Origin of the sequence: Acidiplasma aeolicum (assembly GCF_001402945.1) — an archaeon.
Taxonomy (GTDB): Archaea; Thermoplasmatota; Thermoplasmata; order Thermoplasmatales; family Thermoplasmataceae; genus Acidiplasma; species Acidiplasma aeolicum.
Genome location: NZ_LKBG01000229.1, coordinates 1 through 13,007, shown reverse-complemented (window position 1 = coordinate 13,007; position 13,007 = coordinate 1). Strand labels below are relative to the sequence as shown.

The following is a 13,007-nucleotide window of genomic DNA, read 5'->3' as shown; positions in this document are numbered from 1 at the left end:
ACCGCATCATAAATTATGTCCAGTGCCTCAGATCTTGTTTTATTTGTTTTGTATTTAAGGTGAATATCACTTATACCATAGAATATTGCTATTCTATCAACGTTTAATGATGCTGCTGAATCAATATCCATATGGGCCGCCCTGCTGTGTGCTATTATTTCTGATTTTATTTCACCGGTATTTTTTAAACCCATTATTTTTTTAATGCCGCTATAAATATCCTCAGATACCAGTGGGTGCCCCACCTCTATCATGGCGACACCGGCCCTGGAAAGTGATTTTGCTATTTCAACCCGCTGATTCTCCTTAAAAAGAACCCCCGGTGTCTGCTCACCCTCACGAAGTGTTGTATCAAGTATACCTATCTGTGACATATATTATCATAACATGATATCATACAACTAAATAAAATTTTCGTATTTTTATTACTAAATTCGTATTAACATATTAGTAAAAACCATTTATAATAAAATATTATCGTTTTTATGATTCTGGCGGTTGATGGTGGTGGTACAAAAACCTTTTCGGCCATAATTGATGAGAATAATTTAAGGGTCGTGGGGATAGGGGTTGCAGGTCCAAGCAATGTAAGAAGTGTGTCAAAATCCACATCAAAGGGCAATATAATTAGGTCAATAAATCGTGCAAAAAGAATGGCCAGATGCAATGATATTAAAAAATCAATATATGGTATAGCGGGTTATGGTGATTCAGCATACCATACAGATGAGGTAAATTCAATTGTTAAATCAATTAATAAAGATGCGGTTATCACAAATGATGGTGAGGCCGCCGTAAATCTTGTCACACTGGGCAGCGACGGTATAGTTGCTGCTGTTGGTACCGGTTCTGTTGGCTCATATATTAACAATGGCCGCATGCATAGAATCGGTGGCTGGAGCTACCTAACAGATGATGCTGCATCGGGTTTCTGGATAGCAAGAAGGGCCCTTGAAATGTGCGAGAAAAGCTACGATGGATTAATAGAAAAAACGGTTTTGATTAAAAAATTTGAGGATTACTTTAAAATGCCTTTAAGGGAGGTGGTTGCAAATCTTGAAAAACATTTTGATAAAAGACTTATGGCATCACTTGCAATTATTGTAGATGAATCATCGTCCCAGAATGATGAAGTTTCAATGCACATATTAAAATCTGCATTTGGAGAGATAAAATTAATGCTGGATGGAATGAGAAAAAATTTTCACAGGGATGTTACCATGGGGGTTCTGGGTGGCGTAATGCAGTCCAAATTAATTAGAACATACCTTAAAGAGGAGTTTAATGATATTAAAATTTTTTATGGATACCATGCAGCAATAGGAAATGCAATAAAATTGCTTAATATCAGGGAGGAATCCATAAGGGATGAACTTATTAGGGATGTTGATAACATGTTAGTGCATTTATCTCAGGTGGAGAAGGATTTGCTGTTCATCAAATAATATCTTTTTTCATAAAAGATATATCTAAATATTAGTTAGATATTATCTAGTAATGAAGGCACATATATCAGACCTGTTTATACTTGAACAGATATACTCAACGGAGAAAAAACCGTATGACATAATCAAGGGTATAAGGAAAAAATTTGATGCTGATTATAAACCAAGCACGGGCATGATATACCCATCATTAAAAAGGCTCATGGGCAATAATCTAATAACCAAGAATGAGGGCAGGTATAAAATTACTGAGGCCGGCATAGAATACTTCAATAAAAATAAGGAAAATTATGAGAAAATGGTTGAAAATTTTACTGAAAATAAAATATTTTTTAGGAATTTAAGAAAAAGCGTGCTAAATTTAATAGATGTAATAAAGGAATCTGATAAGGATTATATTAAAAATAATCAGGATAAAATAATAAGGGCAATAGATGAGATTTCATCCAGAATTTCAAAAATGGAGATAGAGTGATAAAGATGGATAACAGTATAGAAATAGAAAATTTAACAAAGATATATGGTGGAAATATTAAGGCGGTTGATAACGTTACCCTAAAAATAGGCAGGGGACAGGTATATGGACTTCTTGGCCAGAACGGTGCTGGAAAGACAACACTTATAAAAATGTTAACAGGCATTTTAAAACCAACTTCAGGAACTGCTAAAATAGCAGGATTTGATCTCAATAAGGATGCACTGAAAATAAGGCAGATAACAGGTGTAGTCCCACAGGACTTTACAACAGATGCAGATTTAAGTGGCTATGAAAATCTAAAGCTTGTGGCGGATCTTTATGGAGTACCAAAAAAGGAGGCGGAGGAAAGAATTGAAACACTGCTCAATATGGTTGACCTTTATGACGTTAAAAACAGGAGGGTAAGTGCCTACTCAGGTGGAATGAGAAAAAGGCTTGAACTGATTTGCGGCCTGATAAACACGCCGGAAGTCCTTTTTCTTGATGAACCAACACTGGGCCTTGATGTAACCACAAGATCAAATTTATGGAAATACATAAAATCCATTCGTGATGAGTTTAAAATTACAATAATATTAACATCACATTATCTTGATGAGGTTGACGCGCTTTCTGACAGACTTTCAATAATGGATCATGGCAAAATAATAGTTTCAGGAACATCAGATGAATTAAAGAAAAGTCTTAAGGGTGATATTATAACATTAAGGGTCAAAAATGACAGTGAGGAGAAAATAGTGGAAAATTTTAAGGATGCAATTGAGGTAAAAAAGATGGAGATGGGTGATATAAGGATGAAGGTAAACAACTCTGATGTGGTTCTGCCTGAACTGATGAAATACCTTGCAAGCAATAATATATCACCTGAATCCATTAGTATAAGGAAGCCCTCGCTTGATGAGGTGTTTATAGAATATACCGGTAAGCATATAGATTCAGAACAGAAGGATTATGCAAAAATGATGGGTTTTAAACAGAGGTGATATCATGGGTGGTTTGATTCCATTAACAATAAGGGATTTAAAAAGATGGTACAGAAATCCTGTATCTGCCATAGTGGGTGTAATCCAGCCGATATTCTGGATAGTTTTATTTGGAAGTGCCTTTGACATTGCAAAATTCGGTGTTAGGTCTGCCTTTTTCTTTGAGGGCGCACCGGATTATATAACATACCTTATGGGAGGAATATTAACGATTATTGGACTTTTCACAGGCATGTTTTCAGGTGTTAACATAATCTGGGACAGAAGGCTTGGAATTCTTCAAAGGTTTTTAATAGCCCCTATTAACAGGTCATCAATAGTTTTCTCAAGAATATTATCCTCTGTTGTGAGGATACTGGTTCAGGTTGTAATCTTATTTGTTGTCGGATTGCTAATTCCAGATGGCCTAAAGATTGCAAAGGGATTTGACATCATGGATGCTGTTATTCTTGTATCAGCAGTGCTCATGATATCATTTATATTTTCCTCACTATTCAGCATAATAGCTGTGAGAATGACAAAGATGGAATCAGTTTTTGGTATAGTTAACCTTATAAACCTGCCACTAATGTTTGCAAGCTATGCCATGTTCCCACCAGATCTGATGGCAAACTGGTTAAGCAATGTTGCCAAATATAACCCAATATCATGGTCTGCCCAGTCTGTAAGGCTTGTAATAATAAATGGTTCATTAAGTGCATCTCAGGCACATTCTGTGCTAATGTATATGACTGGGCTTCTTGTACTCAGTGTATTTATGCTTTTGCTTACATATATTTTATCAGAAAGAGAGATAAGGGAGTAAAAAATTTTTAAATTTTTATAAATACATCAGATTTAGAAATATATTATAAAAATTAAATAATTTAAAATATAATATTTATTGGCGCATTTTATTATGAGATTACAGTGCCATTACACCTTTCATAATTTAAAATATTTATATATTCATCCATATCCATACCGTTTATTACAAAAATTTTTATTCCAGCCCTTTTTGCTATTGTCAGCGATGTTATATCCATAAAAACATTTGTTCCCGCACCAATTGAATTATTTACCGAAATTTTAATGGCATCATCATATGATATTTTATCAAATTTTTTTGCGTTTTTAAACTTTCTTGGATCCTCAGAATAAACACCGTCTACAGATGTTGCGTTTATTAAAATTTTTGCGCCAATCCTTTCCGCAAATAGTGTTGATACTGTATCGGTGGTATGTCCCGGTTCAGTCCCACCCATAATTACATAACGGTAATTATGGATCATTTCGGCAGCATCGTTTATTGTTGTTGGTATTTTAGAGTTTACATCATCAAAAAATGTGGTTAGGGCAAGTGCATTGATCCTTGTTGCGTTAATCCCTATTTCATCAAGTATATTGTCATTAACATTATATGCCTTTAAATCTGAAATATAGGTCCTTGCCAGTCTGCCACCACCAACCACTATGCCATATTTATCATATGTATTTATCTTCTGGAGTGTCGAGGATACGGACTTCATTAACTCCAGATTTAATTTTTCCATTGAAATAATTGAACCGCCAAGTGAAATTACAACGCTTCTCATTTTTTCATTAAGGTTAAATATTATTATAAAATTTTCTGTTATGGAAAGCGAGGATTATAAGAGGTATGAATTTAAAAAAGCCATGGAGGAATTGTCAAGGCTTCATGGCAGGGGAACAGAATTAATTTCACTTTACATTCCACCAGATAAGCAGATATCAGACGTTGTCCAGTATTTAAGAGAGGAATACTCAACATCGGCCAATATAAAATCAAAGACTACAAGGAAGAATGTGCTTGCGGCAATAGAATCAATTATGTCCAGGTTAAAATATTATAAGCAGCCACCAGAAACAGGACTTGTATTTTTCGTCGGCCATGTTGCCACAAGGGGAGATCAAACAGAGATGTATACAAAAATCATAGAGCCACCTGAACCAATACAGACATTTTTGTACAAGTGCGACTCAAGCTTCCATCTTGAGCAGCTGACAGATCAGCTAAGGGAGAAGGAACTTTATGGGCTTCTTGTAATAGACCGAAAGGAGGCAACCATAGGCTTTTTAAAGGGAACAAAAATTGAGGTTGTTGACTATGAATATTCACTTGTGCCAAGCAAACACCGACAGGGTGGTCAGTCAAGCCGAAGGTTTGAAAGGCTTATAGAAATAGCTGCAAATGAATTTTATAAAAAAATAGGGGATATTGCCAATGCAACGTTTATGCCTGTTATTAAGGATATAATCACAATATTTGTTGGTGGACCTGGTGCAACAAAGGAATATTTTGTGGAGAAATCATACCTGAGGAATGAGATAAAGGAGAAAATAAAATATATGTTTGATATAGGTTACACGGATGAATCCGGGCTCAGGGAGCTCGTGGAAAAGGCATCGGAATCAATAAAAGATATGAGAATTACAAGAGAAAAGGATATAATAAACAGGTTCTTGAGGGAGATAAAAAAACCTGATGGCGGTCTCGGTGTTTACGGGGAAAATGCCGTTGTAAACGCATTGAAAATGAAGAACCTTGAATTATTAATAATTTCGGATTCAATAAGAAAAATAAAATATTTTTACAAATGTCCTGTTTGTGGCGCTGAAAAAACATTTACTGAGGAGCCTGAGGAGCAGCCACTGTGTGACAATGATGGGACTCCAATGAATTACGAGCGTGAGGACGATTTTATAGAGGATTTGTACAAACTTGCAGATGCTGCGGGAACCACCGTTGAATTTGTATCAGAGGATAGCGATGAGGGGAGGCTTTTAAAAACAGCATTTGGCGGGGTTGCAGGAATCTTAAGGTATGTCCCGGAAAAACAGTTGAATGTTTAAATAAATAAAAATTTATATTTATAATTTATTAATGAATGTGTATCCATTTTATTTCTTTTTTAAAAGGCTGAAAAAATACAGCAAAAACCATATTTTTAAGGCAGGGATGTTACTTGTTATCGTGATTATATACTCTGTATTCTCTGAATATTATCTGGAAAATAACATAGCCTCAAGTGGAATACATAATCTATTTACAAGTCTATGGTGGACCATGCAGACAATAACAACAGTTGGTTACGGTGATACACCAGTTTATGGGGAGTATGGCAGAATAAATGGGATGGCCATAATGTTAATTGGTATTGGCTCCCTTGGCTACTTTACAGCGGCAGTTACAACGATATTAATAGATTCTAGGCTTGCCGCAAGATTGGGTGATAAAATGGCGGTTGAAAAAAAGCATATAATTATTTGCAATTATAATGATACGGCAAAAAAGGTCCTTGATGAGATATCAGCAGCGGGTTATGATATTGTAATACTTAATCAGGATGATATACCGCAGAAAAATGATTATACGTTTATTAAGGGTAATTTTTTGAATGAGAATGACCTTATTAAGGCAGGGATTAAAAAAGCATCAATAATATTAATATTTTCAAAAAACGAGGATCGTGATTCCATGGCAATAGATGCTGAAACCATACTTTCGGCCATGATAGCCAGAAGGCTGAATAATGCATTAAGGATAATAGCTGAAATATTAAATCCATCCAGCAGAATGCATGCAGAACCTTATATTGATGACATAATCATAAAAGGCGATGTTTCCTCAATGCTTATTTATTCATCCATAAATATCCCGGGCATGCCGGAGTTATTCAATGAAATGTTAAAATCAGGCAGAATGGTGGAGGATGATATAAATGACGTCCAGAGGAACATGACATTTAAAGAATTTCTTGAGATAATGCAAAAGAATGGAAAAACTGTTATTGGTTTCAGGAAAAATGATGTGATAATGCTTGCAAATGCAAGCGATAATAAGGTTGATATGGATTCTTATATTTATATAAATAATTAAAAAAATTATTGATATAAATCTATATCATGCGTTGGCTTCTTTCTGGATGTTATATCCTTTCCCATTGAGGCGGCAAGATTATCATAGAATTTTATGACGCTTTCATCCACAGATGGCCTTATTGTACTCATTGCCTTTATGAAATCCTCCTGCGTTACCTCAGTTGCATTGGGATTGTTACGGTATGCCATCATTCCAGCCTCCCTGCAAAGGTTTTCTATATCTGAACCAACGTAACCTGCTGTTTTTTTGGCTATCTCCTTAAGATCAACATCCTTTGCAAGTGGCATCTTTTTGGTGTGTACCTGCAGTATTTTGTACCTTCCCTCCTCATCGGGCGGCGGTATGTAGATAATTTTATCAAACCTGCCGGCCCTTAGCAGTGCAGGGTCTATTATATCAGGCCTGTTTGTGGCGGCTATGACCACGACGCCGTTGAGCACCTCTATGCCATCCATCGATGTTAATAGCTGGTTCACTATTCTTTCGGTTACGCCTGAATCCATTGATGCACCCCTTCTTGGTGCTATGGAGTCTATTTCATCCATAAATATTATTGAGGGTGAAACCTGCTTGGCCTTTCTGAATATCTCCCTTACAGCCTTCTCGCTTTCACCAACCCACTTGCTCAGCACCTCTGGGCCCTTGACTGATATGAAGTTTGCGTTGCTTTCATTGGCAACTGCCTTTGCAAGTAATGTTTTTCCTGTTCCTGGCGGGCCATATAATAGGAATCCTTTGGGTGCCCTGATTCCAAGCCTTTTGAATACATCTGGATTTAACAGTGGAAGCTCAACAGCCTCCCTTAATTCAGATTTTACATTTTCCAGCCCACCAATATCGTCCCATTTAATATTTGGCACCTCAACGGTTACCTCCCTGAGACTGCTGGGTTCTATGGACTTTAATGCCTCGAGGAAATCCTCCTTCGTTACAACCATCTTTTCAAGAACCTCTGTGGGTATTGGCTTATCAAGGTCTATCTCTGGAAGATAACGCCTCAGGGCATTCATTGCCGATTCCCTTGTAAGCGCAGCCAGATCGGCCCCAACAAAACCATATGTAAGGTCTGCTATTTCCTCCATGAATTTGCTGCGTTCCTCATCAGACATTCCGAGTGGCATTCCACGTGTGTGTATTGTTAATATTTCCTCCCTTCCCTTTTTATCAGGAACACCTATTGTGATCTCACGATCAAATCTTCCCGGCCTTCTTAGTGCAGGATCAACAGCATCAATCCTGTTTGTTGCACCTATAACTATTACATGACCACGTTCCTTTAAGCCATCCATAAGTGTCAGTAACTGTGCAACAACCCTTCTTTCAACCTCACCCTGCACATCCTCCCTCTTGGGGGCTATTGAATCTATTTCATCTATGAATATTATTGATGGCTCAGATTCCTCTGCCTTCTGGAAAATCTCCCTGAGCTTCTGCTCACTCTGGCCGTAATATTTCGACATAATCTCTGGGCCGTTGATGGAGTAAAAATTTGCACCGCTTTCATTGGCAACCGCCTTTGCTATAAGCGTTTTTCCTGTTCCTGGAGGGCCGTTAAGCAGCACGCCCTTTGGTGGTGTTATTCCAAGCCTCTCAAAAAGTTCTGGATGCTTTAAGGGTAATTCTATTATCTCCCTTATCTTTCCGAGCTGTGCGGATAATCCACCAATATCCTCATAGCTTACCTTTGTTACCTCCTCGAGAACCTCGGATGCAGGTTCCTCCCTTATTTCAACCTGTGTCATGTCACCGATTTCCACCGGTATCTTGCTGGGTATTGTTTTTATGACCTTAAATAAAAGTCCGGTATGGCCTGCCAGCGTGAGTCCCGGGACGCTGATGCTATCTCCCTCTATTACAGGCCTCCTTATAAGCGCCTTTTGCACAAAGTCATCGATTCCCTCACCAAAACGTAGCCTCTGATCTTTTCTAATGATTGGTGCAAGAACCACCTTCTTTGCCTCCTCCACCTCAACCTTTTTAATTGTAACCTTATCACCTATGGATGCACCACAGTTGTTCCTCATAACACTGTCTATTCTTACTATGCCCTTATTTTCATCCTCAGGCCTGGCCCTAAAAACACGGCCCACAGTAGCCCTGACCTTTTCTATAGAAACCACATCACCGATTTCGACATTGAGGTCAAGCCGGGAAATTTCGTCAAGCCTGACCCTTGCCATGCCCGGATCAGTGGCATTAGCCTCAGCAACCCTGAGAACTATACCATTATTAGATTTCATAATCCTATATTTACTAAATAGTATTTTAAAATATTGAATAAATAAAAATTTATTTAAACGTTTGCAATTCAACTAAATAGCGCTTATTAACAAATTAAAATTTGTTGTGATTTAAATTATTTAACAGGCTGTCTATGAATTCGGTGGAATCCATAACTAAACCGTAATCTGAATGCTTAAATATTGATGCGTCCCGGTTATTATTCACAGCTATTATGGTTCCAGCATACCTTATTCCAACTATATGATTATCTGCACCGGAAATGCCAATGGCAATGTATAATGCAGGCGATATTGATACACCGGTTAACCCAATCTGGAACTGCCTGGGTATTATATGCATGTCCACCACCTTTCTGGTTCCACCTATTGCTGCATTGATTTTAGAGGCGATCTGTTTTATATCATCTATTTTATCGCGTGCCACCCCACGGCCCACACCAATAATAATTTTTTTATTAAATGCAGGAAAACCATTTTCAACAGGCTCGAAATCCAGATACTTTATATCATCAGAATGGGCAATACCTGAAATAATAACCCTGGCGTTATAATTTACATACCTTACCTTAAACATCCCGGGCCTTACTGTGGCAAAGTCTGGAATTTTTTTTGATTCAATTCTGGCTATAATACCACCACCAAATGCTGGTTTAAACTGTATCATTTTTGAATCCTCAAGTTTTATATCCACGCAATCTGCAGTTAAACCTAGTCCCAGGGATGCAGCTATAAATGATGATATATCCCTTCCATTTAGGTTTGATGGTGCCAGTATATGCCTGACATTGCTTGTTTTTATATAATTAATAACAAAATTTGCAAAATCTATGTTCAATGGTTTCCCAAGATATATATATTCATGGCAGGCAAGTCCATCTATTTTTTCTGGATCAATATTGCCGATGAAAACTATCCTGTATGATCCATTGGATAATTCAGCAATTTTTGATGCAATCTGCATTGATGTTGCCGGATCATCAACTGCCAGTCCAAGGAATATGTTATCAGATTCGTTATCATCAATGCTCTCTGTTTTTTCTGTAATCATATTTTCATTTAATTTTTGATTTAAAATGCCAGTAAATTCTTCAAATGATATAAATCTGCAGTTTCTGGAGTCATTTAGCATGGAGGTGCCTGAAACAACGGTTAATGAGTCCGAACCAGAAATACCTGTTATTTTATTAGAGTCAAAAATATCAATATGATAATTTAAATCTATATCTGGAACGGGCCTCGCACGGTTTATTTTTTCACTTACAGAAATTAAGGCTGGAAGTTTAAATTCTATAGTTCTTATGCCGTTATCCTCATCACGTTTCGCAATACAGGTATCCCCATCTATTTTAATTTCCGATACCGATGATATGAATTTATATCCGGACATGTATGCTGTTTCTGGTGGAACCTGTGATGTCTCACCATCCAGGGAATATCTCCCCATCAGTACAATATCAGGTTTTATTATATTTATAACTGCTGAGAGTATTTTGGATGTTACATATGTGTCTGATCCGCCAAATTTTCTATCGCTTATAAGTATACCACGGTCTATGCCCATTCTTATTGCTTCCTTTATTACGTCCATTGCACTTTCAGGGCCCATGGATGCAACTATTGTTTCATAGCCGTATTTCTCCTTGATTCTTACTGTTTCCTCCACCGCCTTTTTATCAAACGAATTCATCAGGAGTTTAACCCCCTGTCTTACAATCCTGCCTGTGCTGCTATCAAATTTAATTTCATTTACGTCAGGTACCTGCTTTATAAATACCAGTGCCCTCATTAAAAGTCCACCATTATAATACCATCCTCTATTTTTGTTTGGTAAAACCCAAGGTCTTTTATCTTTTCATCGCTCCCTTCGGGTCCAGCGGTTACCCTTCCAGACTTTATGTCAAATGAGGCAAAATGGTTTGGACATACTATGGAACAGTTCTCTATAAATCCCTCATCCAGTGAGGTATTTTCATGTGTGCAGTATAAATCAAGGGCATATACATGATTATCCTTCTTTATAATAAGCAGGGGCTTGCCATCGATGGTTATGCCCTTAATGGATCCATCCTTAAGATCAGTATCTTTTATGACATTATGCCACATAAATGTAAATCCATAATTTTTATTTAACATCTTTGGATTTTAAACAGGATAATATTTAATACCTTATATCTTATATTAAAAATATGTATGCAAAAAAAATTGAGGGTGCACCACATTCTTCCCTTGGTGAATCTCCCATGTTCTTTAATGATACACTGTACTGGATAGATATAAACAGCGGCACACTTCATTCAATGTATAAAAATACCTTTTCGTCTGTTAAGCTGGACGAGATAATTACCTTTATAGCCCCACATAATGATGGGATAATATACTCCACAAGAAATTCAATAAATTTTTACAACACTGAAAAAGCATATAAAAATGCGCTTTTTAAGATGGATTTTCAAAAAAATGTAAGATTTAACGATGGAAAATGTGACCATTCGGGAAGATTATTCGCAGGGACAATGGATATTAATGAGAAGAATCCTATAGGAAAACTTTACAAATTTGAAAAAGAACCAGAAAATATACTGGAAAATGTTATAATATCCAATGGAATGGCATGGAGCATGGATGGCAGCACCATGTATTATATAGATTCTCCGACCAGAAAGATAAGGGTTTTTAATTATGATAATATCAATGGAGAAATTATATCAGAGGGGCAATCCATAGATGTTAGTGCCTCACCAGGTGTTCCAGACGGCATGACAATAGACTCCGAGGATAATATATATGTTGCATTTTTCGGCGGTTCCCATGTATTAAAATTAAATAAATCCGGAAAAATTTTACTTGAAATAGAACTTGACGCGGAAAATGTTTCATGCTGCACATTTGGTGGTGATGATTTTCGAACGCTTTTTATAACTACTGCATTTAATGGCAGAAATGGCGGTGGTATATATATGTTTAATAATGATGTTCCCGGAATTAAACCGGATATATTTAAATTTTAATTTTGCTTTGTTTTTATTGATCTAACTGTTTTCATGCAAAATTTTAATATTTCACTTCTTGGTGGCTCCTCAAAATTTCCACTGCACATGGCCTCTATAACTATTATATATGTTGTAAATGTTGTTTCATAAATTCTTATTTCTGGTTCATTTAATATAAACTTAAAATTCTTAATGCCATCTTGCAGAATTGGGATAATTATGTCAGGGTCTATATCCTTTGATATTTCAAATTTCGTTCTAACAAGCCTTGAATTATTCTTCCCCTGAATAAAAACTGCCGCCTGTATCATAATGCTGTTGGGTATTTTTAATGGGACATTGTCATCTGTGAGTATGGATGTGTACATTAAAGAAATGTCTGTTATCACGCCTGTATATCCGGGTATTAAAAAATCGTTTGAATAAAACTTTGGAGGATATGCAGGTGCATCAAGACCATACTGCCATGTAGACACTGTAACACGATCACCAACCCTGAATGGATGGGATGCAACTACAGCTATGCCACCAAATATGTTTGATAATACGTCCTGTGAGGCGAGACCAAGGACAAGGCCGGCGAAACCACCTGCTGCAAGTGCAGCACCGATATCTATTTTAACAAATGTGAAGAATATTATAATTATAATCAGATACCCGACAATTTTTACTGTGAAACTTAAGGTTCCGGCTGTTGATTTTCCTATTGCCCTGGTGGCCCTGTTCATTATTAATGATGCTATGAGATTTACAATTATAATTCCACCGGCAACTATTGTTATTGCATATAAAAAAATGTTATACGACTCGAAGAAAGGGATGTGATATATTGTATCAAGTATAAATAAAACAGGGATTATTATTGCCAGTGATATGATTACAACTATTATTGATGCTATAAGACCCCTTCTGTTCATTGTGTTTTTATTAACTGATCTTTAATAAAACTTTTTCAAATTTTAATATATAATTAATAGTAATAGAT

12 protein-coding genes and 1 pseudogene are annotated in these 13,007 nt (G+C 36.6%); 7 read left to right on the top strand and 6 right to left on the bottom strand.

Features of this window, described 5'->3' with window-relative positions; genetic code table 11:
* Positions 1-374, bottom strand: a pseudogene (locus tag AOG54_RS05520) (homocitrate synthase); the annotation flags it as partial.
* 111 nt (positions 375-485) lie between these two features.
* On the opposite strand from AOG54_RS05520, the gene AOG54_RS05515 reads away from it, so the two are divergent.
* From AOG54_RS05515 to AOG54_RS05500, 4 genes are read left to right on the top strand one after another with little or no spacing between them, the layout of a single operon-like run.
* Positions 486-1,445 carry a BadF/BadG/BcrA/BcrD ATPase family protein gene (locus AOG54_RS05515; protein WP_048102101.1) on the top strand — a complete coding sequence of 320 codons (960 nt, stop codon included), beginning with the start codon at positions 486-488 and terminating at the stop codon, positions 1,443-1,445.
* Positions 1,446-1,497: 52 nt separating this feature from the next.
* Positions 1,498-1,920 carry a PadR family transcriptional regulator gene (locus tag AOG54_RS05510; protein WP_052656833.1) on the top strand — a complete coding sequence of 141 codons (423 nt, stop codon included), beginning with the start codon at positions 1,498-1,500 and terminating at the stop codon, positions 1,918-1,920.
* A gap of 5 nt (positions 1,921-1,925) precedes the next feature.
* On the top strand, positions 1,926-2,906 hold the full coding sequence (locus AOG54_RS05505) for an ATP-binding cassette domain-containing protein (protein ID WP_048102192.1): 981 nt from the start codon (positions 1,926-1,928) through the stop codon (positions 2,904-2,906).
* 4 nt (positions 2,907-2,910) lie between these two features.
* A complete protein-coding gene (locus AOG54_RS05500) occupies positions 2,911-3,711 on the top strand; it encodes an ABC transporter permease (protein WP_048102100.1) in 801 nt (266 codons plus the stop codon).
* A 91-nt stretch (positions 3,712-3,802) separates the two neighbouring features.
* On the opposite strand, the gene pyrH is transcribed toward AOG54_RS05500, so the two are convergent.
* On the bottom strand, positions 3,803-4,480 hold the full coding sequence (gene pyrH / locus AOG54_RS05495) for a UMP kinase (RefSeq protein WP_048102099.1): 678 nt from the start codon (positions 4,478-4,480) through the stop codon (positions 3,803-3,805).
* 40 nt (positions 4,481-4,520) lie between these two features.
* Here pyrH and prf1 point away from each other — a divergent pair, with 40 nt between their 5' ends.
* Complete coding sequence (prf1, locus tag AOG54_RS05490; RefSeq protein WP_048102098.1) at positions 4,521-5,759, top strand: peptide chain release factor aRF-1; 1,239 nt, start codon at positions 4,521-4,523, stop codon at positions 5,757-5,759.
* A 31-nt stretch (positions 5,760-5,790) separates the two neighbouring features.
* On the top strand, positions 5,791-6,786 hold the full coding sequence (locus AOG54_RS05485) for a potassium channel family protein (protein WP_048102097.1): 996 nt from the start codon (positions 5,791-5,793) through the stop codon (positions 6,784-6,786).
* Between the two features lie 5 nt (positions 6,787-6,791).
* Here the strand turns inward: AOG54_RS05485 and vat are convergent, their stop codons facing one another.
* From vat to AOG54_RS05470, 3 genes are all read right to left on the bottom strand, one after another.
* Positions 6,792-9,029 (bottom strand): VCP-like ATPase, encoded by a 2,238-nt coding sequence (vat, locus tag AOG54_RS05480; protein ID WP_048102096.1) that lies wholly within the window; start codon positions 9,027-9,029, stop codon positions 6,792-6,794.
* 94 nt (positions 9,030-9,123) lie between these two features.
* The gene (locus tag AOG54_RS05475) at positions 9,124-10,818 is read right to left on the bottom strand and encodes an FAD-binding protein (protein WP_054964474.1); all 1,695 of its coding nucleotides are present in this window, start codon (positions 10,816-10,818) and stop codon (positions 9,124-9,126) included.
* Entirely contained in the window at positions 10,818-11,165 is a 348-nt protein-coding gene (locus tag AOG54_RS05470) for a Rieske (2Fe-2S) protein (RefSeq protein WP_052656831.1), read from the bottom strand. Before AOG54_RS05470 ends, AOG54_RS05475 begins: the two co-directional genes overlap by 1 nt.
* 53 nt (positions 11,166-11,218) lie before the next feature.
* Here AOG54_RS05470 and AOG54_RS05465 point away from each other — a divergent pair, with 53 nt between their 5' ends.
* Positions 11,219-12,040, top strand: coding sequence for an SMP-30/gluconolactonase/LRE family protein (locus tag AOG54_RS05465; protein ID WP_054964473.1), 822 nt, complete (start codon positions 11,219-11,221; stop codon positions 12,038-12,040).
* Here the strand turns inward: AOG54_RS05465 and AOG54_RS05460 are convergent.
* Positions 12,037-12,939 (bottom strand): mechanosensitive ion channel family protein, encoded by a 903-nt coding sequence (locus tag AOG54_RS05460; RefSeq protein WP_055032517.1) that lies wholly within the window; start codon positions 12,937-12,939, stop codon positions 12,037-12,039. The two genes, AOG54_RS05465 and AOG54_RS05460, sit on opposite strands and share 4 nt — an antisense overlap.
* Positions 12,940-13,007: the final 68 nt, after the last annotated feature.

Excerpts from the sequence above, each read along its gene's own strand:
- AOG54_RS05515 (WP_048102101.1), top strand. The coding sequence starts at position 486 with ATGATTCTGGCGGTTGATGGTGGTGGTACAAAAACCTTTTCGGCCATA.
- AOG54_RS05510 (WP_052656833.1), top strand. The coding sequence starts at position 1,498 with ATGAAGGCACATATATCAGACCTGTTTATACTTGAACAGATATACTCA.
- prf1 (WP_048102098.1), top strand. The coding sequence starts at position 4,521 with ATGGAAAGCGAGGATTATAAGAGGTATGAATTTAAAAAAGCCATGGAG.
- AOG54_RS05470 (WP_052656831.1), bottom strand. The coding sequence starts at position 11,165 with ATGTTAAATAAAAATTATGGATTTACATTTATGTGGCATAATGTCATA.
- AOG54_RS05500 (WP_048102100.1), top strand. The coding sequence starts at position 2,911 with ATGGGTGGTTTGATTCCATTAACAATAAGGGATTTAAAAAGATGGTAC.
- pyrH (WP_048102099.1), bottom strand. The coding sequence starts at position 4,480 with ATGAGAAGCGTTGTAATTTCACTTGGCGGTTCAATTATTTCAATGGAA.
- AOG54_RS05485 (WP_048102097.1), top strand. The coding sequence starts at position 5,791 with ATGAATGTGTATCCATTTTATTTCTTTTTTAAAAGGCTGAAAAAATAC.
- AOG54_RS05475 (WP_054964474.1), bottom strand. The coding sequence starts at position 10,818 with ATGAGGGCACTGGTATTTATAAAGCAGGTACCTGACGTAAATGAAATT.
- AOG54_RS05505 (WP_048102192.1), top strand. The coding sequence starts at position 1,926 with ATGGATAACAGTATAGAAATAGAAAATTTAACAAAGATATATGGTGGA.
- vat (WP_048102096.1), bottom strand. The coding sequence starts at position 9,029 with ATGAAATCTAATAATGGTATAGTTCTCAGGGTTGCTGAGGCTAATGCC.
- AOG54_RS05460 (WP_055032517.1), bottom strand. The coding sequence starts at position 12,939 with ATGAACAGAAGGGGTCTTATAGCATCAATAATAGTTGTAATCATATCA.
- AOG54_RS05465 (WP_054964473.1), top strand. The coding sequence starts at position 11,219 with ATGTATGCAAAAAAAATTGAGGGTGCACCACATTCTTCCCTTGGTGAA.